Origin of the sequence: Phenylobacterium sp., assembly GCF_031181185.1 — a bacterium.
In the GTDB taxonomy this organism is placed as follows: domain Bacteria; phylum Pseudomonadota; class Alphaproteobacteria; order Caulobacterales; family Caulobacteraceae; genus Phenylobacterium.
Window position 1 is genome coordinate 1 of record NZ_JAPSKZ010000011.1, and the last position, 23,817, is coordinate 23,817.

Annotated in this window: 19 protein-coding genes; 14 read left to right on the forward strand and 5 right to left on the reverse strand. The window is 69.0% G+C overall.

Annotated elements, in window-relative coordinates; translation table 11 throughout:
* The coding region (locus RIF93_RS02390) for a response regulator (RefSeq protein ID WP_309088085.1) at positions 1-3,565 on the forward strand (3,565 nt) is incomplete at its 5' end.
* Entirely contained in the window at positions 3,565-5,649 is a 2,085-nt protein-coding gene (locus tag RIF93_RS02395) for a response regulator (RefSeq protein ID WP_309088087.1), read from the forward strand. The genes RIF93_RS02390 and RIF93_RS02395, both read left to right, overlap by 1 nt.
* A gap of 3 nt (positions 5,650-5,652) precedes the next feature.
* Here the strand turns inward: RIF93_RS02395 and RIF93_RS02400 are convergent, their stop codons facing one another.
* The 4 genes from RIF93_RS02400 to RIF93_RS02415 all read right to left on the reverse strand — a co-directional run bounded on the left by RIF93_RS02400 (position 5,653) and on the right by RIF93_RS02415 (position 8,722).
* On the reverse strand, positions 5,653-5,916 hold the full coding sequence (locus tag RIF93_RS02400) for a hypothetical protein (RefSeq protein ID WP_309088089.1): 264 nt from the start codon (positions 5,914-5,916) through the stop codon (positions 5,653-5,655).
* Between the two features lie 39 nt (positions 5,917-5,955).
* Entirely contained in the window at positions 5,956-7,038 is a 1,083-nt protein-coding gene (locus RIF93_RS02405; RefSeq protein ID WP_309088091.1) for an aldose 1-epimerase, read from the reverse strand.
* 17 nt (positions 7,039-7,055) lie between these two features.
* Positions 7,056-8,345 carry a family 1 glycosylhydrolase gene (locus tag RIF93_RS02410; RefSeq protein WP_309088093.1) on the reverse strand — a complete coding sequence of 430 codons (1,290 nt, stop codon included), beginning with the start codon at positions 8,343-8,345 and terminating at the stop codon, positions 7,056-7,058.
* A 134-nt stretch (positions 8,346-8,479) separates the two neighbouring features.
* Positions 8,480-8,722: a hypothetical protein gene (locus RIF93_RS02415; RefSeq protein WP_309088095.1), complete on the reverse strand. Its 243-nt coding sequence runs from the start codon at positions 8,720-8,722 to the stop codon at positions 8,480-8,482.
* Positions 8,723-8,875: 153 nt separating this feature from the next.
* On the opposite strand from RIF93_RS02415, the gene RIF93_RS02420 reads away from it, so the two are divergent.
* From RIF93_RS02420 to RIF93_RS02455, 8 genes are all read left to right on the forward strand, one after another.
* Positions 8,876-9,730: an SMP-30/gluconolactonase/LRE family protein gene (locus tag RIF93_RS02420; RefSeq protein WP_309088097.1), complete on the forward strand. Its 855-nt coding sequence runs from the start codon at positions 8,876-8,878 to the stop codon at positions 9,728-9,730.
* A gap of 360 nt (positions 9,731-10,090) precedes the next feature.
* Positions 10,091-10,879 (forward strand): alpha/beta hydrolase, encoded by a 789-nt coding sequence (locus RIF93_RS02425; RefSeq protein WP_309088099.1) that lies wholly within the window; start codon positions 10,091-10,093, stop codon positions 10,877-10,879.
* An 8-nt stretch (positions 10,880-10,887) separates the two neighbouring features.
* The gene (locus RIF93_RS02430; RefSeq protein WP_309088101.1) at positions 10,888-12,567 is read left to right on the forward strand and encodes an ATP-binding protein; all 1,680 of its coding nucleotides are present in this window, start codon (positions 10,888-10,890) and stop codon (positions 12,565-12,567) included.
* Positions 12,568-12,646: 79 nt separating this feature from the next.
* Positions 12,647-14,371, forward strand: a complete 1,725-nt coding sequence (locus RIF93_RS02435) for an IlvD/Edd family dehydratase (protein ID WP_309088103.1) — start codon at positions 12,647-12,649, stop codon at positions 14,369-14,371.
* Positions 14,371-15,123 (forward strand): SDR family oxidoreductase, encoded by a 753-nt coding sequence (locus RIF93_RS02440; protein WP_309088105.1) that lies wholly within the window; start codon positions 14,371-14,373, stop codon positions 15,121-15,123. Before RIF93_RS02435 ends, RIF93_RS02440 begins: the two co-directional genes overlap by 1 nt.
* Positions 15,123-16,037 carry a 2-dehydro-3-deoxygalactonokinase gene (locus RIF93_RS02445; RefSeq protein WP_309088107.1) on the forward strand — a complete coding sequence of 305 codons (915 nt, stop codon included), beginning with the start codon at positions 15,123-15,125 and terminating at the stop codon, positions 16,035-16,037. Before RIF93_RS02440 ends, RIF93_RS02445 begins: the two co-directional genes overlap by 1 nt.
* Positions 16,034-16,657 (forward strand): 2-dehydro-3-deoxy-6-phosphogalactonate aldolase, encoded by a 624-nt coding sequence (locus RIF93_RS02450; protein ID WP_309088109.1) that lies wholly within the window; start codon positions 16,034-16,036, stop codon positions 16,655-16,657. The genes RIF93_RS02445 and RIF93_RS02450 overlap by 4 nt, the downstream gene beginning before the upstream one ends.
* Positions 16,658-16,706: 49 nt before the next feature.
* The gene (locus RIF93_RS02455) at positions 16,707-16,946 is read left to right on the forward strand and encodes a hypothetical protein (protein ID WP_309088111.1); all 240 of its coding nucleotides are present in this window, start codon (positions 16,707-16,709) and stop codon (positions 16,944-16,946) included.
* 4 nt (positions 16,947-16,950) lie between these two features.
* Here the strand turns inward: RIF93_RS02455 and RIF93_RS02460 are convergent, their stop codons facing one another.
* Positions 16,951-19,203 carry a family 1 glycosylhydrolase gene (locus RIF93_RS02460; protein WP_309088113.1) on the reverse strand — a complete coding sequence of 751 codons (2,253 nt, stop codon included), beginning with the start codon at positions 19,201-19,203 and terminating at the stop codon, positions 16,951-16,953.
* A gap of 113 nt (positions 19,204-19,316) precedes the next feature.
* On the opposite strand from RIF93_RS02460, the gene galE reads away from it, so the two are divergent.
* The 4 genes from galE (at position 19,317) to RIF93_RS02480 (ending at position 23,805) form a co-directional block, all read left to right on the forward strand.
* Positions 19,317-20,363: a UDP-glucose 4-epimerase GalE gene (gene galE, locus RIF93_RS02465; RefSeq protein ID WP_309088115.1), complete on the forward strand. Its 1,047-nt coding sequence runs from the start codon at positions 19,317-19,319 to the stop codon at positions 20,361-20,363.
* Between the two features lie 253 nt (positions 20,364-20,616).
* The gene (gene glf, locus RIF93_RS02470) at positions 20,617-22,944 is read left to right on the forward strand and encodes a UDP-galactopyranose mutase (protein ID WP_309088117.1); all 2,328 of its coding nucleotides are present in this window, start codon (positions 20,617-20,619) and stop codon (positions 22,942-22,944) included.
* 210 nt (positions 22,945-23,154) lie between these two features.
* A complete protein-coding gene (locus RIF93_RS02475) occupies positions 23,155-23,385 on the forward strand; it encodes a hypothetical protein (RefSeq protein WP_309088119.1) in 231 nt (76 codons plus the stop codon).
* A 33-nt stretch (positions 23,386-23,418) separates the two neighbouring features.
* A complete protein-coding gene (locus RIF93_RS02480; protein WP_309088121.1) occupies positions 23,419-23,805 on the forward strand; it encodes a helix-turn-helix transcriptional regulator in 387 nt (128 codons plus the stop codon).
* Positions 23,806-23,817: the final 12 nt, after the last annotated feature.

Genomic DNA, 23,817 nt, shown 5'->3' on the forward strand with positions numbered 1-23,817 from the left:
CATCGCCGACGTGACCACCGCGGTGGCCAAGGGCGACCTGTCGAAGAAGATCACCGTGGACGTGCGCGGTGAAATCCTCGAGCTGAAGAACACCATCAACACCATGGTGGACCAGCTGAACTCGTTCGCCTCGGAGGTGACCCGGGTGGCGCGCGAAGTGGGTACGGAAGGCAAGCTGGGCGGCCAGGCGCAGGTGCCGGGCGTCGCCGGCACCTGGAAGGACCTGACCGACAACGTGAACATGATGGCTGCCAACCTGACGGGTCAGGTGCGGAACATCGCCGACGTCGTGACCGCGGTGGCGAACGGCGACCTGAAGCGGAAGCTGACGCTGGACGCCAAGGGCGAAATCGCCGCGCTCGCCGACACCATCAACGGGATGATCGAGACGCTGGCCACCTTCGCCGACCAGGTGACCAACGTGGCCCGCGAGGTGGGGATCGAAGGCAAGCTGGGCGGTCAGGCCCGGGTGCCCGGCGCCGCCGGCCTGTGGCGCGACCTGACCGACAACGTGAATGAACTGGCCGCCAACCTGACCACCCAGGTGCGCGCTATCGCCGAGGTGTCGACCGCCGTGACGAAGGGCGACCTGACCCGGTCGATCACCGTCGAAGCCTCGGGCGAGGTGGAGGAGCTGAAGAACAACATCAACGAGATGATCCGCAACCTGCGGGAGCAGACGCTCAAGAACACGGAACAGGACTGGCTGAAGACCAACCTGGCCCGGTTCACGCGGATGCTGCAGGGCGAGCGCGACCTCTCGACGGTGTCGAACCTGGTGCTCTCGGAACTGGCGCCGCTGATCAACGCCCAGCACGCGGTGTTCTATGTCACCGACCGGGACGACGACGGCCAGACGGTGCTGAACCTGGCGGCGTCGTACGCCTTCAACAACCGCAAGCACTTGGCCAACCAGTTCAAGATCCGCGAAGGCCTGATCGGCCAGTGCGCCTATGAGAAGTCGCGGATCCTGCTGGCCAACGTGCCGAAGGACTACGTGCAGATCAGCTCGGGCCTGGGCGAGGCGCCTCCGGCGAACATCATCGTCCTGCCGGCGCTGTTCGAAGGCGAGGTGAAGGCGGTGATCGAGCTCGCCACGTTCGGCGAGTTCAACGAGACCCAGATGGCGTTCCTGGACCAGCTGATGGAATCCATCGGCATCGTGCTGAACACCATCGCCGCCAACATGCGGACGGAAGGCCTGCTGAAGCAGTCGCAGCTCCTGACCTCGGAACTGCAGGCGCAGCAGGAAGAGCTGAAGAAGACCAACGACCGCCTGGAGCAGCAGGCCGCGTCGCTGCGCCAGTCGGAGGAACTGCTCCGCACCAAGCAGGAGGAACTGCAGCAGACCAACGCCGAGCTGCAGGAGAAGGCGCACCTGCTGTCGATCCAGAACCAGCAGGTGGAAGCGAAGAACCGCGAGGTCGAGCAGGCGAAGCTGGCTCTTGAAGAGAAGGCCGAGCAGCTGGCGCTGACCTCGAAGTACAAGTCCGAGTTCCTGGCCAACATGAGCCACGAGCTGCGGACGCCGCTGAACAGCCTGCTGATCCTCTCGAAGCTGCTGGCCGACAACGGCCAGGGCAACCTGAGCGATAAGCAGGTGGAGTTCGCCCGCAACATCCACGACGCGGGCACCGACCTGCTGGGCCTCATCAACGACATCCTGGACCTGTCGAAGATCGAGTCCGGCACGGTCACCCTGGACATCGGCGAGATGTCCTTCGCCAGCCTCAAGGACCACGTCGACCGGACGTTCTCGCAGATCGCCGCCGACAAGAAGCTGGAGTTCGCGGTGGAGGTGGACACGGCGCTTCCGCGGTCGATGTACACGGACGACAAGCGGCTGCAGCAGATCATCAAGAACCTGCTGTCGAACGCCTTCAAGTTCACCGAGAAGGGCCATGTGAAGCTGAAGGTCAGCCGCGCCCACGCCGGCTGGAATTCGACCAACGACCACCTGAACACGGCGGGCCAGGTGCTGGCCTTCCAGGTCGAGGACACCGGCATCGGCATCCCCGAGGACAAGCAGCGGATCATCTTCGAGGCGTTCCAGCAGGCCGACGGCACCACCAGCCGCAAGTACGGCGGCACGGGCCTGGGTCTGTCGATCAGCCGCGAGATCACCCGCCTGTTGGGCGGCGAGCTGAAGGTGGAATCGAAGCCTGGGAAGGGCTCGACCTTCACCCTCTACCTGCCGCTGAACTTCAGCCCGGCGGCGCAGACGCCGAGCACCGGCGGCCAGGGCGCGCGCGCCGCGGCCGGCTTCGCGGCTTCGCGGGCGATGATGATGTCGTCGTCGTTCTCGGACGAGCCGGTGGAAGCGGTCGCCGACGACCGGGACAGCGTCAACTCGGGCGACTCGGTGGTGCTGATCGTCGAGGACGATCCGCGCTTCGCCTCGATCCTGCTGAACCTGGTGCGGGACAGCGGCTTCAAGGGCGTCGTCACGGGCGAGGGGGCGGCGGCGCCGTCGCTGGCCCGACGCTTCGGCCCCGACGCCATCATGCTGGACATCGGCCTGCCCGACATGGACGGCCTGGCGCTGCTGGACCTCCTCAAGCGGACGCCCGAGACGCGGCACATCCCGGTGCACGTGATCTCGGCCGACGACCAGAAGGGCCTGGGCCTGTCGATGGGCGCCTTCGGCTTCACCCACAAGCCGGTGGAGCGGGAGGTGGTGGTCTCGACGCTGCAGGGTGTGAAGAGCTTCGTCGACAAGGCCGACCGGCGCATCGTGCTGGTGGGCGCTGAGGGCGAGGCGGCTGAGACGCTGCGGCAGTGCTTCACGCAAGTGGAGCTGGCCGACAGCTTCTCGGAGGTGCTGGCGAGGCCCGCGGCCGAGCGGCCCGACGGGGTCGTGGTGGAGGCTTCGGCCATGCCGGTCGCGCAGCTGGTCGAACAGCTGAAGCAGGCCGAAGGCCGCTGCGTGCCGGCGGTGGTCTATGCGCCCGCCGAGATGGACGCCGAGGACGACAAGCGCCTGCGCCTGGCGGTCTTCGGCGGCCTGGTGCGGATGGCCCGGACGATGGACCAGCTGGTCGACCAGGCGAGCCTCCTGCTGCACGCCCGCCTCGACAAGCTGCCGGCGCCCGCGAAGGCCAAGCTCAGCCAGAACAAGCACGACGACGCGGTCCTGTCCGGCCGCAAGGTGCTGGTCATCGACGACGACATCCGCAACATCTTCTCGCTCGCCTCGGCGCTGGAGGAGTACGGCATCGAGCTCAGCTACGCCGAAAGCGGGCGCGCGGGGCTTGAAGCCCTCGACGCGAAAGGCGATGTGGACGTCGTGCTGGTCGACATCATGATGCCGGACATGGACGGTTACGAGACGATCCGGGAAATCCGCGCCCGCCAAGCGCTGGCCGAGCTGCCGATCGTCGCCGTGACGGCCAAGGCCATGAAGGGCGACCGGCAGAAGTGCATCCAGGCCGGCGCGTCCGATTACGTGTCCAAGCCGGTCGACATCGATCACCTCATCTCGGTGCTGCGCGTCTCGATCCAGCGCGCGGACGCGATGAAGCTGGCCAGCGACACGGTGGTCTCCCTCATGCCGCAAGCGAGCTGATGACGAAAACGGCCGCCGCCAGAGTCCCCCAGGGGGCCTGGCGGGCGGAGCCCAAGGGCCCGCCCGACCTGGACGCCCCGCTGCAGGCCCGGATCCTCATCGTCGACGACGATGAGCGCAATGCGTTCGCGGCCGTGCAGGCGCTGGAGGAGCTGGGTCACGAGCTGGTGGTGGCCCGGTCCGGCGAGGAGGCGCTCAAGCGGCTGCTGACGGAAGAGTTCGCGCTGATCCTGCTCGACCTGCACATGCCGGGCATGGACGGGTACGAGACGGCGGCCCTGATCCGGTCCCGGAAGCGGACGGCGGACACGCCGATCGTCTTCCTGACGGCGATCTTCCGGGACGAGGCGCACATCTTCCAGGCCTATTCCGCGGGCGCGGTCGACGTGGTGTTCAAGCCCGTGGACCCGTTCATCCTGAAGGCCAAGACGAAGGTCTTCACGGACCTGTATCTGAAGACCCAGGAAGCCAACCGGCAGTCGGCCTACAAGCAATGGCTGCTGGACGAGCACACGCGCGTGAAGAGCGAGAAGGCGCAGACCGAGCGGGCGCTGCGGCGGGCCGAGGCCCAGCAGCAGGCGATCCTGAAGTCGCTGCCGATCGTCTTCACCTCGCGTAGCATCGAGCCGCCATTCCAGACCCTGTTCGTCTCGGAATCGGTGAAAGAGATCACGGGCTTCCCGGCCAGTCGGTTCACCGACGAGGCGGAGTTCGGCACCAGCCGGATCCACCCGGACGACCTCGAGCGGACCGTCAAGTCGATCCAGAACGCCCTGAAGACCGGCCACTACTCGACCGAGTTCCGCTGGCTGTGCGCCGACGGCCAGTACCGGGTGCTGCACGACCAGGGCGTGATCGCGCCCAGCGACGACGGCGAGGCGCGCGAGATCTTCGGCGTGATCCTGGACGCCACCGATCGCCGCAGCCTGGAGGAGCAGCTCGCCCAGGCGCGGAAGATGGAGGCGGTGGGCCAGCTGACCGGCGGCGTGGCGCACGACTTCAACAACCTGCTGACGGTGGTGCTGGGCAACATCGACATGCTGGCCCGCAAGCAGGAGGAGGAGGCCCGCCGGGCCCGGCGGTTCGACGCCATCCGCCAGGCGGCCGAACGCGGCCGCGACCTGACGCGGCAGCTGCTGGCGTTCTCGCGCCGGCAGCACCTGTCGCCGGTGACCCTGGACGTCAACGCCCTGATCCGCGACTTCGCCCCCCTCATGCGCCAGGCGGTCGGCGAGGCGGTGACGCTGGACCTGGAGCTGGACGAGGCCGCCGGGGCGCTGAACACCCACGTCGACCCGACGCAGCTGGAGACGGCGCTGCTGAACCTGGCGGTGAACGCGCGCGACGCGATGCCCGAGGGCGGTCGGCTGACCATCGGGACCTGCCGCCGCCCGAGCGAGGCGGGCCTGGGCTTCATCTGCGTGGAGGTGCGCGACACCGGCGTAGGCATGAGCACCGAGGTGCGCGAGCGCGTCTTCGAGCCGTTCTTCACGACCAAGGAAGTGGGCAAGGGCTCGGGCCTGGGGCTCAGCCAGGTCTACGGCTTCGTCCGCCAGTCGGAGGGCGAGGTGGAGCTGGAGAGCCACGTGGGCGCAGGCACGACCTTCCGCCTGCTGCTGCCGGCCACCGAGGCCAAGGCCGAGGTGCGGGCCGAGACGGCCCCGACGGAGGTGGTCGGCGGCACGGAGCGGATCCTGCTGGTCGAAGACGACGCCACAGTGCTGGCCCTGACGCTCGATGTGCTGACCGGCCTTGGCTACAAGGTGACGACCGCCACCAACGCCGCCGAGGCCCTGGCGGTGCTGCATTCCGGCGCCGAGGTCGACCTGCTGTTCACCGACGTGGTGATGCCGGGCGGCGTGAGCGGGGTGAGCCTGGCGCGGACGGCGCGCGAGCTGCGGCCCGACCTGCGGGTGCTGCTGACCTCGGGCTTCGTGGGCGACGGGCAGGTGATCGAGGGCCGCGAGTTCCCGCTGCTGGACAAGCCCTACGAGACGGCGGTCATGGCCTCGATGCTGCGCAAGCTGCTGGATCGGCCGGACAAGAAGCGCAAGCGGGCCCGGGAGTCGGCGGCGGCGGAGTAGCCGCTAGTCTGCCTCGTTCCACGGGTCCCTGGCCAGGCGCTTGAGCGCGGCCGAGAGCTTGCGGGCGTGGGCCCGCTCCATCTCGGCGTCGCGGAAACCGGCGGAGAGGGTTTCCGCCATCTCCTCGAGTTCTTCGACGGCGCCTTCGGTGGCAAAAGCCTGGGCCAGGATGCGCGCCTCGGTCATCAACTCGGCCTTTTCCTCGGCCGGACAGGAGTCGAGCAGGGCCTCGTCGAAGTCGATGACTTCGCAGGGCTTCTGGCTCATTTCACTCTTTCGTGCGCGGTTCATGGCCCGGGGAAACCGCTAGCCCGAGGTGGGGTTCCCCACGGCGAAGGCCGTTACGCGACAATCATAAGTCAAGCTGGAGCCGGGCTGCAGGCGGGCCATGCCGGTGTCCGCCGACGCGGGCCAGACGTCGCCAAAGGGGTCGGCGAGGTTGAACTGCGGCTCCACGACCACGAAGGGCTTTTCGGGCGGAGCGTAGACCTGGACAGCCTTCACGTGCGGGCTCTCCGAGGCCAGGCGCAGGCCGACGCCGGCGGCGGGATCCAGCACTTCCACCACCACCTTGCCCTCCTGGCGGGCGAGACCGGTGAAGCAGTCGTCGAGGAAGAGGTCGCCGAGGCTCGGGGCGGCGTGGAAGTCGTAGGGCGTGCCCGCCGTGGGCGAGAGGACGCCGGTGGGCAGGACCTCGTCGTAGCCGTTGACCTCGGCGCGCCGGGCGGCCGGCAGGCGCAGGCGGGCCTGCTCGCGCCGACCGCTGGGCAGGGCGAAGTACGGGTGCCAGCCCAGGCCGACGGGCAGGGCCTCGTCGCCCACGTTGCGGGCGGTGATGCGGACCGACAGCGCGCCGGCCTCCAGCCGCCATTCGAAGTCGAGGGCCAGCCGGCCGGGCCAGCGGCCGCCGAAGTCGCCGGCGTCCAGAGTTCCCGTCAGGCGGCCGGGCTCCGGCTGCCGGAAGGGCACGGAGGCGTCCAGGATCAGGCCGTGCATGGAGTACTGTTCGGCGCCCGGCGCCTTGCCGCCCCAGTTGCGGGGCAGGCGCATCCGGCGGCCGTCGATCTCGGCCTCGATCTCGCGCGCGTCGGGCAGCGCCTGGCCGCGGATGCGGTTGGCGTAGGGAGCCAGCAGGCAGCCGCCGAAGGCGAAGGCCTGGTTGCCGGCGAAGTCGTCGGGACCGCCCGACAGCGCGCGCGCAGCCTCGGCCAGCGGGGGAGCGGCAAGCGCGTCGACCACTTCGCCGGAGGGCAGGCGCAGACGCGCCTGCAGCAGCATCATGCCGCGGCCGGGGAGGATCTGGGCTTCGACGAAGCCGGGCTGGCCGGCCGGCGGCTCGCCCTGCAGCGTGACGACGGGCGCGCCGCCGATCTCGATCGATCCCCCCAACGAACCCTCCCGAAGGCTCAGCCGCTCTCGCCGCCCGCCGCCAGCTCGACCGCGCGCAGGTGGCGGGCCTCGGCGCGGTGGCGCTCGGACGCGGGGTCTCCGTACTCGGCCGGCGGCACGACGGGGACGGTGAGGCACACGCTCTGCGTCGGCAGCACCTCGCCCCAGTCCTTGATCAGCTGCTTGTAGGAGCGGCCGACGGGGCGGATCTCGCGGTTGAGGTCATAGAGCCCCACCGGGTGCACGCGGTTGTTCTGCTCGCGCAGGCCGACGTCCCAGTCGATCTGGTCGGTGAGGGAGTACCAGGTGAAGCCAACGGTGGGGACGCCGTCGTTGCGCACCCGCAGCACGTTCGCCCACTCCTTCCAGAGCCAATTCACGGCCTCGTCGCCGTTCGGCCCTTCGACGATGTTGGTCTCGGTGTGCATCACCGGCAGGCGGTAGCGGTTGTAGTACTGCCGGGTGATCTCGGAGTAGCCGAAGATCTCGCCTGAGGCCCGATGAGTCCCGTCGGCCGACACGCGGTGCTCGTTCGTCCAGTAGTAGTCGTTGCCCAGGATGCAGTGGTGGCGCAGCGAGTTGCCGAGGAAGAAGTGGTACTCCTCGCGCGTCATCCCATTGTCCATCAGGTACTCGTACATCTCGCTGTCGACCCGGTGGCCGTAGTTGAGGTCCAGCGAGAGGAAGCGGCGCGAGTTCTCGATCTCGGCCGGCTTGATGGCGGCGGGGTTCTCGGCGTGGAAGTACTCCGAGGACTCGCTCTGGATGAAGATGGCGTCGGGGCGGACCTTCAGGATCTCCTGCATGGCCCGCACATTGGCCTTCACGATGTGCTTGAGCGCCGTGACGAAGGTGAGGTCCGTCGTGCCCTGCTCGTTCCACCAGCCGAAGCTGGCTGAGAACTGGGCGCAGATGAACATCTCGTTGACCGGGGTGTAGAGCTGCACCCACGGGAAGCGGCGGGCGAAGGCGGCCGCGTACTTGGCGAACTGCTCGCAAAAGTCCGGGTTTTGGAAGTCGCCGATCCAGTCGGGGACGCCGAAGTGGCAGAGGTCGACGATCGGGTTGATGTTGCGCCGGCGCAGCTCGGCGAAGGTGACGTCGGCGAACTCCCAGTCGTACTTCTCGGGCCCGAGCAGGGTGGTGTGCAGCGGCGGGCCGTAGCGCAGGTACTTCAGGCCCAGCTCTTCGACCAGGTCGAAGTCCTTCCGCCAATGGCGGTAGTGGCCGCACGACTCCATCTGGTCGACGCGGATGCGACCGTTCTGGATCTTGGGGATGGAGTTCTCGATCCCCGTGGCGAACATGAAGGCCGAGATGGCGCGTCCTCCCCTGTCTCAGACACTCGCGCGAACGAAGCCGCTCCCCGAACCTAGAACTCCGGGGCGCGTTGCGGGTTCAGATGAAATGCAAGCTGCTCCCGCTGCGGGAGCAGCCGACTCTACTCGGCTGCTTCGGCGAGGCCGGGCTGGCCGTTGATCTTGCGGCAGCGGCTGAGCAGCGCGAGGTGGTCCGAGCCGTTCAGGACGTTGCGGACCCAGGCCTTGTCGCCATGGACCGCGACGACCTCGAAGTGGGGGAAGAGGTTGGGTCCCGTGCGAACAAGGTCGCCGACGGAAATGTCCTCGTCGTAGCCGCGATCGTGCTCGATCGCGAAGACGTCGGAGTAGCTGGACAGCGACACTGGCAGGGATCCTTCCCGATTCTGTCGACTAGGATACTAGCGGTGGGATTCTGAATGGAACCGGAACGCTGAGGTCAGGGTGTCGCAGGCTGGACGCGGGGAGTTCCGCGGACTGTCTCACGATTCTTCGTCAGCGCGTTGGAGGCTGATGTGGTGGAAGTTCGGTGCGTCGTGAATGCGGCAGACCGCCTCGGGGAGGGCCCAATCTGGGTCGCGGCCGAGCAGCGCCTCTACTGGTTCGACATCAAGGGCAAACGGCTGGCCTGGTACGAGCCTGCGACCGAGGAGCGCGGGGCCTTCGATCTGCCGATGCGGGCGAGCGCGGCGGCGCCGCGGGCCAAGGGCGGGCTGCTGGCGGCGACCGAAGAGGGCCTGGCGGTGATCGACGCGCGCACAGGCGTCATCCAGCCGGTGCAGCGCTACGACCTGGGCGAGGGCTTCCGCACCAACGACGGCAAGATCGACATGCAGGGCCGCTTCTGGTGGTCGACCATGGACGACGACGGCGGCAAGCGGCCGGGCTCGGTGTTCCGCACCGATCCGGACGGCAAGACGACGCGGGTGCTGACCGGCATCCACATTCCGAACACGGTCTCGTTCAGCCCGGACGGCTCGAAGCTCTACATGGCCGACTCGAAGCTGCAGACCCTGTTCGTGCACCAGACCGCGGACCTGTCCAAGGTCGCCGAGTTCGCCCACACGCGCGGCACGGAGGCCTCGCCGGACGGCTCGGCGGTGGACGCCGAAGGCTATCTCTGGAACGCCCAGTGGGGCGGCTGGCGGATCGTGCGCTACAGCCCCGCCGGCAAGGTGGACCGGATCATCCAGCTGCCGGTGGAGCAGCCCACGAGCTGCGCGTTCGGCGGGCCGGACCTGACGACGCTGTACGTCACCAGCGCCTGGGACGAGCTGTCGGACGAGGCCCGCGCCAAACAGCCGCTGGCGGGCGGGCTGTTCGCCATCGACGTGGGCGTGAAGGGCCTCGCGCTGCCGGTGTTCGAGGGCTGACGGCTTAGGCGGCTTGGTCGAGGTCGTCGGTGATCGCGTCGGGCGCGGGGTCACCCCGCGAAGCTGGAGGAGTGGGCCGATATTGCCGTGCTGACGGACGAGGTCGAGGCCCGGCTGGTCGACGAGGCCTCGCGCCTCGTGGTCGGCTATCTGACGGGGCCATCGGGGAGCGCGTCGGCCGGTCGTGAACTGAAGGCGCGATCGTTCGACCGAACTGCGCGACCTATACGGACCTGAAGGAGTTTGCGCGCCCGGCTTGGCGGCAGGCGAGCTGAGCGATCGTTGTCATGCCTAAGCTACTGGCATGTCTGCGTCATTCGTGTTTAGCGAGGATGGGGGTGGGCGCAGCGGAGGGACAAGGTGTCGGTACTGCAGCGTCATAATGTGAAGATCACCGGGCGTGGCGAGCGGGCGATGGTGTTCGCCCATGGCTTCGGGTGCGACCAGAACATGTGGAGGTTCGTCGCTCCCGCGTTCGAGGATCGGTTCCGGGTGGTGCTGTTCGACCACGTCGGCTCGGGCGGCTCGGACCTGTCTGCCTACGACCCGGAGAAGTACGCCAGCCTCGAAGGCTACGCCGACGACGTCGTGGCGATCTGCACGGAGCTGGGCGTCAAGCACGGCGTGTTCGTCGGGCACTCGGTCAGCGCGATGATCGGGATCATCGCGGCGAAGCGGGCGCCGGACCTGTTCGACGAGCTGGTGCTGGTCGGGCCGTCGCCGCGCTACGTCGACGATGAGGATTATGTGGGCGGGTTCAGCGCCGCCCAGATCGAGGAGCTGCTGGATTTCCTCGACAGCAACCACATGGGGTGGTCGCAGGCCATGGCCCCGGTGATCATGGGGAACGCCGACCGGCCGGAACTCGGCGAGGAGCTGACCAACAGCTTCTGCATGACGGACCCCGACATCGCGCGGCGGTTCGCCCGGGCGACGTTCCTGTCGGACAATCGGGCGGACCTCGACGGCGTGACCGCGCGTGTGCTGGTCCTGCAGTGTTCGGACGACGTCATCGCGCCCCAGGCGGTCGGCGAGTACGTGCACCGTAAGCTGCCGAACAGCGAGTTCGTCCTGATGAAGGCCACCGGGCACTGCCCGAACCTCAGTGCGCCTGAAGAGACGGTGGCCGCGATCCAAGCCTTCCTTTGACCGCTTCGATGACCGAGGCTGGTCAGGTGCAAGGTTTGGAAGACGACCTCGAGGATCTCTTCGAGCACGCGCCGTGCGGCTATGTCTCGGCCGAGCCGGACGGCAGGATCATCAAGGTCAATGTGACGCTGCTGGAGTGGCTGGGTTCTCCACGCCATGAGGTGGTGGGGCGGCGCTTCCAGGATCTGCTGAACATCGCCGGCAAGATCTACTACGAGACGCACTTTGCGCCGCTGCTGCGGATGCAGGGCTTCTTCAACGAGGTGGCGCTGGACTTGGTGGGCGCCGAGGGACGCAAGGTGCCCACCCTGGTCAACGCCGTGGAACGGCGGCGGGAAGACGGCTCGGTCCAGTTCATCCGGATCACGATCTTCAACGCCCAGGATCGGCGGCGATACGAGCGCGAACTGCTGGAGGCGCGGCGCGCCGCCGAGGCGGCCACCGAGGAATTGCGGGAGCTCACGCAGACGCTGGAAGCGCGCGTCGCCGAAGCCGTCGCCGAACGCATGCAAGCCGAAGCGGCGCTTCGGCAGGCCCAGAAGATGGAGGCCATCGGCCAGCTCACGGGCGGCGTGGCGCACGACTTCAACAACCTGCTGACGGTGATCCTCGGCGGGCTGGAGACGATCGGACGACAATTGGAGCGGCTGCCGCCGTCCGCCGAGGCCGAGCGGATCGAGCGGTCCGTGCGCATGGCGACCCACGGCGCCGAGCGCGCCGCGACCCTCACCGCAAGGCTGCTCGCCTTCGCCCGCCGCCAGCCGCTGGACCCCAAGCCGATCGACGCGGGACGTCTGGTCACCAATCTGGCGGACCTGCTGCAGCGGACCCTGGGCGAGACGATCGACCTCGAGACCGTCGCCGGCGCCGGGCTCTGGCGGACGCAGGCCGATCCGAACGAGCTGGAGAACGCGCTGGTGAACCTCGCCGTCAACGCGCGCGACGCCATGCCCGGAGGCGGGCGGCTCACGATCGAAACCAGCAATGCGCATCTGGATGAAACCTATGTCGCGCAACTGGCCGAGCCGGTCGAGCCTGGGCAGTACGTGCTGATCGCGGTCAGCGACACGGGGACCGGCATGTCGGCCGAGACGGTCCAGAAGGTCTTCGAGCCGTTCTTCACGACGAAGGAGGCGGGCAAGGGCACGGGTCTGGGGCTGAGCCAGGTGTATGGCTTCGTGCGCCAGTCGCATGGCCACGTGCGGATCTACAGCGAGCTGGGCGTCGGAACGACGGTCAAGATCTACCTTCCCCGGCTGATGGGCGATGCGGCGGTGGTCCACGAGGCAGCGCCGCAGGCGGAGGCTCCGCTGCACGGCGGCCGGGAACGGATCCTGGTCGTGGAAGATCACGACGACCTGCGCAGCTACAGCGTCACGGTGCTGCGCGAGCTCGGCTACGACGTGCTCGAGGCCAACAGCGGGCGTCGCGCGATGGAGGTGCTGCAGGCCGCCCAAGACGTCGATCTGCTGTTCACAGACGTGGTGTTGCCCGACGGCCTGGACGGTCGCCGTCTGGCCGACGAGATCCAGCGCCGGCGGTCCGGAGTGAAGGTGCTCTTCACGACCGGCTACACACGCAACGCCATCGTCCACAACGGCAGGCTTGACCCGGGCGTGAACCTGATAACGAAGCCGTTCAGCTTCAACGATCTGGCGCGGAAGGTGCGGCAGGTCCTGGACGGCTAGCTGGCGGCGGCGCTTGCCTGAACCGCCGCTCGGCTGGCGGGTTTAACCCTCGGGAAGAGGGAAGCGAGGGGTCGCGGGAATGGCGAAGAAACCGCTGCGCAGCCAAAGGAGCTACGGCAAGCTCGACCGCGACGGCTTCATCCACCGGAGCTGGATCAAGGGCACGGGCCTGCCGGATCACGTCTTCGACGGCCGGCCGATCATCGGCATCTGCAACACCTGGTCCGAGCTGGTGACTTGCCAGTTCCACCTGCGCGACCTCGCGGAGTACGTGAAGCGCGGGGTTTGGGAAGCTGGCGGCGTGCCGATCGAATTCCCGGCGATGAGCCTCCCCGAGACCCAGATGCGGCCGACCGCGATGCTGTTCCGGAACCTGCTGGCCATGGAGGTGGAGGAGAGCATCCGGGCCAACCCCATCGACGGGGTGGTCCTCCTGGGCGGCTGCGACAAGACCACGCCGGGCCAGCTGATGGGCGCGGCCAGCGTGGACCTGCCGACGATGGTTGTCTCGTCGGGGCCGATGCTGAACGGCAAGTGGCACGGCAAGGACATCGGCTCGGGCACCGACGTGTGGCGGTTCTCGGAGGCCGTGCGGGCCGGCGAGATGAGCCTGAAGGACTTCCTGTCGGCCGAGAGCTCGATGAGCCGCAGTCATGGGGTGTGCAACACCATGGGCACGGCCTCGACCATGGCCAGCCTGATGGAGGCGCTGGGCGTCTGCCTGCCGAACAACGCATCGCTGCCGGGCGTGGATTCCCGCCGCAAGACCCTGGCGCACCTCACCGGGGCACGCATGGTCGAGCTGGTGAAGCAGGACATCCGGCTGTCGCAGATCCTCACCCGCGAGGCGTTCGAGAACGCCATCCTGATGCACGCGGCGATCGGCGGCTCGACCAACGCGGTGGTCCACCTGCTGGCGCTGGCCGGACGGGTGGGCGTGGAGCTGACGCTGGACGACTTCGACCGGCTGGGCCGCGAGGTTCCGCTGCTGGTGAACCTGATGCCGTCGGGCAAGTACCTGATGGAGGACTTCTGCTACGCCGGCGGCTGTCCCGCGGTGATGAAGGAGCTTGGGCCGCGGTTCCGGCGCGAGGCGCTGACCGTCTCGGGCCATACGCAGGGCGAGATCGCCGACGCCGCCGAGGTGTGGAACCGGGATGTGATCGGCAGCCTGGAGCAGCCGGTAGGGCCCTCGTCGGGGGTGTGGGTGCTGCGCGGGAACCTGTGTCCCGACGGGGCGATCCTGAAGCCCAGCGCGGCGAGCCCCGAACTTCTGACGCATCGCGGCCGCGCGGTCGTGTTCGAGGACATCGAGGATTATCACGCGCGCATCGACGACCCGGACCTGCCGGTGGACGAGACCTCGGTGCTGGTCCTGAAGGGCTGCGGGCCAAAGGGCTATCCGGGCATGCCCGAGGTGGGCAACATGGCCCTGCCGCCGAAGCTGCTGCAGAAGGGCGTGCGCGACATGGTGCGGATCTCGGACGCGCGGATGAGCGGCACGGCCTATGGCACGGTGATCCTGCACGTCTCGCCCGAGGCCGAGGCCGGCGGGCCGCTGGCCCTAGTGAAGACCGGCGACGAGATCGTCTTCGACGGGCCGAACCGCCGCCTGGACCTGATGGTCAGCGAGGTGGAGCTGGTGCGGCGGCGCCACGAGTGGGAGGCGGCCCGCAAGCCCTCGCAGTTCGAGCGCGGCTGGTACAAGCTCTACATCGACACGGTGCTGCAGGCCGACCAAGGGGCGGACCTGGACTTCCTGGTCGGCAAGTCGAGCCCTGACGTCACTCGCGAGTCCCATTGATGGAAGGCGCGACCTATCCGAGCCTCAAAGGCCGGACCGTGTTCGTCACCGGCGGCGCCTCCGGGATCGGCGAGAGCTTCGTCACCCAGTTTCACGCCCAGGGGTGCAAGGTGGGCTTCGTCGACCTGCAGGAGGACGCGGGCCGGGCGTTGGCGGCGAAACTGGGCGAGCGGACGTGGTTCCGGCGCTGCGACGTGACCGACGTAGCCGCGCTGCAGGCGGCGATCGCCGAGGCGGCGCAGGCGCTGGGGCCGATCACCGTGCTGATCAACAATGTCGCCAACGACACCCGCCACGAGGCGGCCGAGACGTCGATCGAGGCCTGGCGCAGGGGCCTGGCGGTGAACCTGGACCCGGCCTTCGTGGCCTCGACCGCGGTCTATCCGATGATGAAGGCGGCGGGCGGCGGATCGATCGTGAACGTGAGCTCGATCAACGCCTTGTGGGGGCCGGCTCACATGGCGACCTATGTGGCGGCGAAGGGCGCCATCAATTCGCTCTCCAAGGGCCTGGCGCGGGAATGGGGTCCGCACAAGGTGCGGGTGAATGCGCTCTCGCCCGGCTGGGTGATCACGGAGCGGCAGCTGGAGCTGTGGCTGACGCCCGAGGCCGAAGCCGAGTGGCGCGAACAGGTGGCGCTGAAGGACCGGATCTACCCCGACGACATCGCCCGCGCGGCGCTGTTCCTGGCGAGCGACGAGTCCCGGATGATGACCGGCCAGAACCTGGTCGTGGACGCGGGACGGCTCTGATGGGCTCCGCGGCGCTGCTCGCCTGCGACTGGGGCACGACGAACCTGCGGGTCTGGACGCTGGACGAGGCCGGCGCGGTGGTGGCCGACCGGGACTTCCCGGGTCTGGGCGTCTCGAAGCTGAAGCCGGGCGAGGCCGAGGCGCGGTTCCGCGACGAGGTGCGGCCGGCCCTGGGCGCCGAAGGGCTGCCGGCGATCCTGTGCGGCATGGTGGGCTCGAACCTGGGCTGGACGCTGGCGCCCTACGCCGACGCCCCGGCGGATCTGGAAGACCTGGCGCGCTGCCTGAAGACCGTCGAAGGGGCCGACTGGGTGCGGATCGTCCCCGGCGTGCGCTGGGGCGGCTTCAACGGACAGGGCGACGTGATGCGCGGCGAGGAAACCCAGCTGTTCGGCTGGCTCGCGGCCGACCCGGCGCGCAGCCGCGGCCGCCGGCTCATCTGCCACCCTGGGACGCACGCGAAGTGGATGCTGGTGGAGGATGGGCGGCTGACCCGCTTCGTCACCGCCATGACCGGCGAGCTGTTCGCGGTGCTGAAGACCTACAGCGTGCTCAAGAGCGATGCTGCGGCCGACGACATGGCGGCCTTCGACGCCGGCGTGGCGGCGGCGGGCGACGGGACGGCCCTGGCGGCCCGGCTGTTCACCGCCCGGGCCCGCGTGGTGGGCGAGGGGCGGCCGCCCGAGGAGACCCCGAGCTATCTGTCGGGCCTGCTGATCGGCGCTGAAGCCGCGGCCGTGCCGGCGCTGCTGGGCTGTTCGGGCGACGAGCCGCTGTCGCTGTTGGGCGACGCCCGCCTGTGCGGCCTCTATGCCCGGGCCCTTGCGGCGCAGGCCCGGAGCGCCGACCTGCACGACGGCGAGGCCGCCGCGGTCGCGGGGCTGTTCGCGCTATATCGAAAGGCCAGGCCATGAACCTTGAAGCGGCGCTGAGCGAATGCCCGGTGGTGGCCATCGTTCGCGGCATCCGCCCCGAAGAGGCCCTGGCGCACGCCGAGGCGCTGTTCGCGGCGGGCGTCCGGGGCATGGAGGTTCCGCTGAACTCGCCCGAGCCGCTCAAGAGCATCAAGGCGCTGGCCGAGGCCTTTGGCGATCGCATGGCGGTGGGCGCGGGCACGGTGCTGACAGCCGAGCGGGTGGAGGCCGTGGCCGAGGCGGGCGGACGGATCATCGTGTCGCCGAACGTCTCGCCCGAGGTGATCCTTCGGTCGGTCGAGCTGGGCCTGGATCCGGCCCCCGGCTTTGCGACCGCGACCGAGGCGTTCACGGCTGTCGCGGCGGGCGCCCGGCACCTGAAGCTCTTTCCCGCCGCGACCTACGGACCCGGACACCTGAAACAGCTGAAGGCGGTGCTGCCGCCGGAAGCGGTGGTCTGGGCGGTGGGCGGCGTGGGGCCGACACAGATGGCCGACTGGTGGGCGGCGGGCGCGCGCGCGTTCGGCCTGGGCGGGGAGCTCTACCGCGCCGGACAGTCGGTCGAGGAGACGGCCGAAAAGGCCGCGCGCGTGGTGGCGGCGGCGCGGGCGCTGATCTGAACCGAACGGCCGGCCGGCGGTTATGGCCTGCAACCGCCAGGAGGCCGCCATGAGACAGCTCGCCAAGTTCTCCATCTCGATCCGCGACGAGGATTTCGTCCTGCACCTCGAGGACGACGCCGGCGAGAAGATGGACTTCGCCGCCAGCCCCGAGCAGCTGGACGCCGTGATCGACGCCCTCGACGAACTTCTGGCCGAGGCCGAGGAGGACATCTTCGAGGTCGAGGACGACGAAGAGGACGAGGTGGAAGGCGACGACGGCGACGGGGCGACCGCCACCCGCAACTAGCGCCTCAGGACGGGCGCCCGCCGGCGCCCAGCAGCATGCCCGGGTGTCGGAGGTCCGCGATGGCTTCCGCCTCGGGCGCGAACTCGGCGGCGCTGACGATCGCCGCATAGCGCGCGATGGCGTTGTCCAGGCTGGGCATCACCTGACCGCGCTCGGTGGAGAGCGGCGCGTGCGGCGGCCGGGCGGCCGCCCAGCCGAAGCTGCGGGCCTCCACGCCGATCACCAGCTCCTCGTCGAGGCCCAGGGCGCGGGCGACCATGCGGGCGAAGTCGGCCCAGCTGGCCTGGCCGACGTTGGCGAGGTGGCGGATGCCGGTCTCCCCGTCCAGCAACAGGTCCAGGGTGGCGTCCACCAGGTCCGGCACATAGGTCGGCGAGACCACGAGGTCCTCGGCTGCCGGAAGGGATTGGCCGCCCGAGAGGGTCCGGGCCACGTGGTGGGCGAAGTTGTACGGATCGAAGGGCGAGAAGAACGCGGCGGTGCGGATCATCAGGCCCTTGGGATTGGCCTCGAGCACGCCCGCCTCGGCGAGAGCCTTGCTCTCGCCGTAGACGTTCAGCGGCGAGGGCGCGTCGCTCTCGACGTAGGCGCGGCCGGCGGTCCCGTCGAACACCAGGTCGCTGGAGTAGCCCACGACGGGGATGCCGCGCTCGGCGCAGAGGCGGGCGATGCGGATGGCGCCGGCCGCGTTGGCGGCGATGCAGTCGTCGCGGCAGTCCTCGGCCTCGTCCACGCGAACCCAGCCGGCGGCGTTGACGACGCCCCAGGCGTCGCAGGCGTCGAGGCAGGCGGCGATGGAGGCGTCATCGTCGAGGGACAGCTCGGCGCGGCCCGTGAGACGATAGGCGAGGCCGCGCCACTCGCAGGCGCGGGCCAGCGCCTTGCCCAGCGTGCCGGTGGCGCCGACGATCAGCAGCGGCCGTCCCGTGCCGCCGGCCTGCCAGGCCGAGCGCGGCTCCGGCGTCTCGACGTGGCGGAAGACGGGGCGGAACTCGAGGCGGATGTCGCGCCGCCACCAGCCGGGACCTTCCGTGCCGGGGTGCGGCTGCCCCTGACCGGTCGCCAGGCGCTTGAGCTCGGCCGCGATGGCCGTGGGGCGCGGCTCGCCCGAGCGGATGTCGAAGGCGCCCACCTCGTAGTGGCCGAGCGGCTGGGTCAGCAGGCTGTTCCAGTCGTAGGTCCCCAGGAGGGCCCAGGCGGTGACGGCGCGGACGTCGACGCCGCGGCCCTTCAGGCGACAGGCGGTCTCCCAGGCCTCGCGCACCCAGCGGACCTGCTCCTCGCGGGTGCAACCGTTGTGGCTCTCGGTGACGGCGAGCGGGCGGCGGTAGCGGACCCAGGCCTCCTCCAGCACGGATTCCAGGCCGCCGGGCGCCGGCAGGGTGACGCGGATCGCCTCGACGTCGGCGTAGGCCTGGGCGCCGTTGCCGCCGTGGCGTTCCGGCGGATAGGCGTCCAGCCGGTGATCCAGGAAGCGCTCGCTGGTGAGGTAGTGGTTCACGCCGAGCACGTCTGGCGGGCACGGATCGTCGGCGATGGCGCGGAGACGGTCGCCGAAACCGCTGGCGGCCAGGCGCTCGAACATCGGGTGGTCGGGCGTCACCTTGCCCGCCAGCAGATCCCACGTGAGCCAGCGCCGCTGGTTCTCGAACTCGGCCTGATGGGCGAGCGGCCGGGTCGCGTAGGTGCGGCCCAGGTCCTCGGTCTGGATCAGGCGGGCGGCCGGGTTCACGCGACGGATCTCGCGCATGGCGAGCCGCGTGGCGTCGATCTGGTTGAGCAGGGCGCCCCAGAAGAACGGCTCGTCCGACAGGTGCGGATACCAGAGGCCGTAGAGAGCGGAGAAGCGCGCGGTGGTCAGCGGCTCGTTGACCGGGGTCCAGTCGGCGACCCACGGATAGCGCTCGGCGGCGGCGCGCGCGTAGTCGGCGAAGAGGCCCGGGAAGGCGTCGTCCACCAGGCTGGTGTAGCGCGGGCCCGAGCCATGGTGCAGCAGCCCGACGATCGGGTTCATGCCGAGGTCGCGGATGCGGGCAAGGCGCGCGTCGCTCCAGCGCCAGTCGCGGGACTGCGGCAGGCTCGGGGCCACCCGCTCCCAAAGCACCGGATAGCGGAGCGCCTTCAGGCCCAGGGCCGCGAAGCGGTCGAGGTCTTCGGGGCGATCATGGTGGCCGGAGCGAACCGTCTGGTCATAGAACGCAGGGCCGACCCGGTTCACGGTGCATTCGTGACCGCCCCAAAGCTCAATACTCGGCATGGATCCTGGCTTTCCCGTCGCACCCGCGTTGTTAAGCCTCCGTCGGACCCAATAGTTCCAAAACTTGACCTTAGGGCTGGAACCCGACCACCGGGCAGGGGATTAAGGGCTCCATGGATCGGGGATCGAAACCCGCCGTCCTGGTGACGGGCGGGGCCGGCTACATCGGCGCACATACGGCGAAGGCTTTGAGCGAGCGGGGCTACTTCCCGGTCGTGTTCGACAGCCTCAGTTCAGGCTTCCGCGAGGCGGTGCGCTGGGGCGCGTTCGTCCATGGCGACATCCGGGACGCGCGCGCCGTGGCGGACGCCCTGGACGAATATGGCGCCAAGTCCGTGATCCATTTCGCCGGCCTGATCGAGGTCGGCCGCTCGGTGGTCCAGCCGGACCTGTTCTGGGAGATCAACGTCGCGGGCACGGTGAGCCTGCTCACGGCCATGCGCGAGCGCGGCGTGGAGCGGATGGTGTTCTCCTCGAGCGCGGCCGTGTACGGCCAGGGCGGTCGCGGGGCGTTGGAGACCATCCCCGAGGGCGCGGCCAAGGCGCCGGCCAGCCCCTATGGCGACACCAAGCTTGCCTGCGAATGGATGATCGAGGCCCAGTGCCGGGCCTATGGGCTGTCGGCGGTGGCCCTGCGCTACTTCAACGCCGCGGGGGCCGACCCCTCGGGCCTGATCGGCGAGGCGCACGAGCCGGAGACGCACCTGATCCCTCTGGCGATCGCCGCGGCCCTGGGCGAGGCCAAGCCGCTGACCGTCTTCGGCGACGACTTCGACACGCCGGACGGCACCTGCCTGCGCGACTACATTCACGTGAACGACCTGGCCGCGGCGCACGTCGCGGCGCTGGAGGTCGAACTGCCCGCGGGGGCCTTCGAGGCCGTCAACGTCGGCACCGGCAAGGGCAATTCGGTGCGCGAGGTGGTCGACGCCGTCGGCCGGGCCGCCGGCCGGCCCGTGCCGCACAGCGTGGGCGCGCGGCGGGCGGGCGATCCGCCGAGCCTGGTGGCGGACGCCAGCCGGGCCAAGGAGTTGCTCGGCTGGGAGCCGGTCTGCTCGGATCTGGACCGCATCGTCGCCGACGCCCTGAGGTGGGAGGCGCAGCCGGCCTACGGCTCGGGACGCCGGGCGACCGATCGCAAGGCGCAGCCGGCAAGCTAAACAGTCGTCTCGCCGACATAAGCTGAAAAGTTGAGCGAGCTTTCTCAGCCTATCTTTTGACTACTGGACACAATTGCAGGGCGTGAAGCAACGCTTCGGAACCAATTCTGCAATCCGGAGTTTCTACCCCGGGCTTCGTGTGTCGTGAAAATCCAAAAGGAATGCGCCCTTGAACACTCCGTGGGTTCCGAGCGCCGTTGGCGCTGCGCCGTTTCCGCCTCATGCAGGGCCTCGGTCTCACGGTCGAGAGACTTTGATCTGTTTCTCGCATCTGCGGTGGGACTTCGTCTTCCAGCGGCCGCAGCACCTGATGACCCGGTTCGCCCAGACCCGGAAGGTGGTCTTCTGGGAGGAGCCGAAGTGGCAGCCGCCCGGTTCGCCCGTGGGCCTCGACAGCAAGGTCTGCCCGGACAGCGGCGTGATCGTCGCCACGCCGCACCTGCCGGAGGGCATGGACGCCGACGCCGTCGAGGCCACGCTGAAGAGCCTGCTGGACGAGATGCTGGCGGGGAGCAGCGGGACGCTGCTGCGCTGGTACTACACGCCGATGATGCTGCCGTTCTCGCGGCACCTGGAGGCCGCATGCACCGTCTATGACTGCATGGACGAGCTGGCGAACTTCAAGTTCGCGCCGGCCGAGCTGACGATCCTGGAGCGCGAGCTGTTCGACCTCGCCGACGTGGTGTTCACGGGCGGCTACAGCCTGTGGGAAGCCAAGCGCGACCGGCACCCGAACGTGCATCCGTTCCCGTCCAGCGTGGACCGCGCCCACTTCGCCAAGGCGCGGGTGGCCCGCGAGGAGCCGGCCGACCAGGCGAACCTGCCGTGGCCGCGGCTGGGCTTCTACGGCGTCGTCGACGAGCGCATGGACCTCGACCTGCTGGCGGCGCTCGCCGACGCCCGCCCGGAGTGGAGCCTGGTGATCGTGGGGCCGGTGGTGAAGATCGATCCCGCTGCGCTGCCGCAGCGGCCGAACATCCACTACGTGGGCGGCAAGACCTACGACGAGCTGCCGAAGTACCTGGGCGGCTGGAACGTCGCGCTGATGCCGTTCGCGATCAACGAGTCGACCCGGTTCATCAGCCCGACCAAGACCCCGGAATACCTGTCGGGCGGCCGGCCGGTGGTGTCGACGCCGATCGTCGACGTGGTGCGCCACTACGGCGAGCTGGAGGCCGTGAAGGTGGCCAGCACGCCCGAGGAGTTCATCGTCGCCTGCGACCAGGCCCTGGCCCTCTCGCGGCTGAAGGGCGAGTGGCTGAAGGAAGTGGACACGGCGCTGGCGGCGCTGTCGTGGGACGAGACGTTCACCCGCATGAACCTGGAGATCAGTCGCGTGCTGCTCTCCCGCGAGCAGGTGAAGAACGAACTGCTGGCCCAGGCGGGCGTGGCGGCCCCAGCGGTGCGCGCCGGCTCGCGCCGCAAGCCGTACGACTACCTGATCGTCGGCGCAGGGTTTGCAGGCTCGGTGCTGGCCGAGCGGCTGACCAGCCAGCTGGGCAAGCGGGTCCTGCTGATCGACCGGCGGCCGCACATCGGCGGCAACGCCTATGACGAGAAGGACGCCGGCGGCGTGCTGATGCACAAGTACGGGCCGCACATCTTCCACACCAATTCGGAAGAGGTGTTCCGCTACCTGTCGCAGTTCACGAAGTGGCGGCCGTACGAGCACCGGGTGCTGGCCTGCGTGAAGGGCGGGCTGCACGTGCCCATGCCGATCAACCGCACCACACTGAACATGCTGTACGGCGTCGACCTGAAGACCGACGCCGACGCCGAGGCCTTCCTCGCCAGCCGCGCCGAGCCTGTGGAGAAGATCCGCACGTCAGAGGACGTGGTGATCAGCCAGGTGGGCCGCGAACTCTACGAGATGTTCTTCCGCGGCTATACCCGCAAGCAGTGGGGCATGGACCCGTCCGAACTGGACAAGGCGGTCACCGCCCGGGTGCCGACGCGGACCAACACCGACGATCGCTACTTCACCGACAAGTTCCAGGCCATGCCGCTCGACGGCTACACCCGCATGTTCGAGAACATGCTGGACCAGAAAGGCCTGACAGTGGAGCTGGGAGTCGAGTTCGAGGACGTCCGTGACGAAGCCGACTACGACCGGCTGATCTTCTGCGGCCCCGTCGACGAATACTTCGACTACCGCTACGGCAAGCTCCCGTACCGCAGCCTGAGGTTCAAGCACGAGACCCTGGACCAGCAATGGTTCCAGCCGGTGGCGGTGGTGAACTACCCGGACGAGCAGACGCCCTACACCCGCGTCAGCGAATACAAGCACATGACCGGGCAGCAGTGCGCCAAGACGACCGTGACCTACGAGTACCCGAGCGCCGAAGGCGACCCGTACTATCCGGTGCCGCGGCCCGAGAACCAGGCGCTGTACAAGAAGTACGAGGCGCTGGCGCTCGAGACGCCGGAGGTGGCGTTCGTCGGCCGGCTGGCGACCTACCGCTACTATAACATGGACCAGGTGACCGGTCAGGCGCTGGCCACCTTCCGGCGCATCGCCGAACGGGAAGGCCGGACGCTGATCCAGGCGCAGGCCGCGGCCCAGGCGATCGCCGCGAACTGAGGCTGCGACAGAAGGACGCCGAAGACCCCCGGGCGCAGCGCCCCGGGGGTCGCTTGCATTCGACGGCCCGATGGCACAGGTTCCCGCCACTGAAGCGCGACGGCGACAGGCGGAATCGCCCTGGCCGCCAAAAAGGGCTTCAGCTTCGAAGTTTAGAGCGCGTTCAAGCGGGGAAAGGCATAGACTTTCGCCAGCGCTCTAGGGGGCGCGATGAGTCACGATCCGGAGTACGCCAGGCGACTGGCCCAGAACCTGGTGGAACTTCTGGCCCCGTACGAGGAGGAGTTGATCGCGCTCGAGCGGGTCAGTCCATCGGTCGGCGCGCTGCGGCGGGCCGTCGGGATCGTCATCGCCGAAGCGTGCTATGCGATTTCGGACCAGCGGCCGGCGCAACAGCACCTGGCGCCGCCGACGGATGACGAAGCCAGCCGGGCGCGCTAGAGCACGGTCCACAGTAGAGGTTACCGAACGCCCATGGCCAGCAAACCCGAAGCGGTCGCAGATCCTGTCGATGTCGCCGTGGGCGCGCGGATCCGGCTGCTGCGAAAGCTGAAGGGCCTGTCGCAACAGGCCCTGGCGGACGCCGCCGGCGTCACGTTCCAGCAGATCCAGAAGTACGAACGCGGCGCCAACCGCGTGAGCGCCTCGATGCTGGCGCGCATCGCCCGCACCCTCGACGTGCCGGTGTCGGAGATGTTTGGCGAGGCCTCGCCCAACTCGAGCGCCGTGGACGAGGTCGCCGCGCTTCTGGCCGAGCCGGGCGCCCTGGAGCTGCTCAAGGCCTACTCCGACCTGCCGCGCGGCGTCTCGCGCTCGGCGCTTGTGGAATTCGTCCGCAGCCTGCGTAGTCAGCCGGGCTGAACGCCGGGAGCT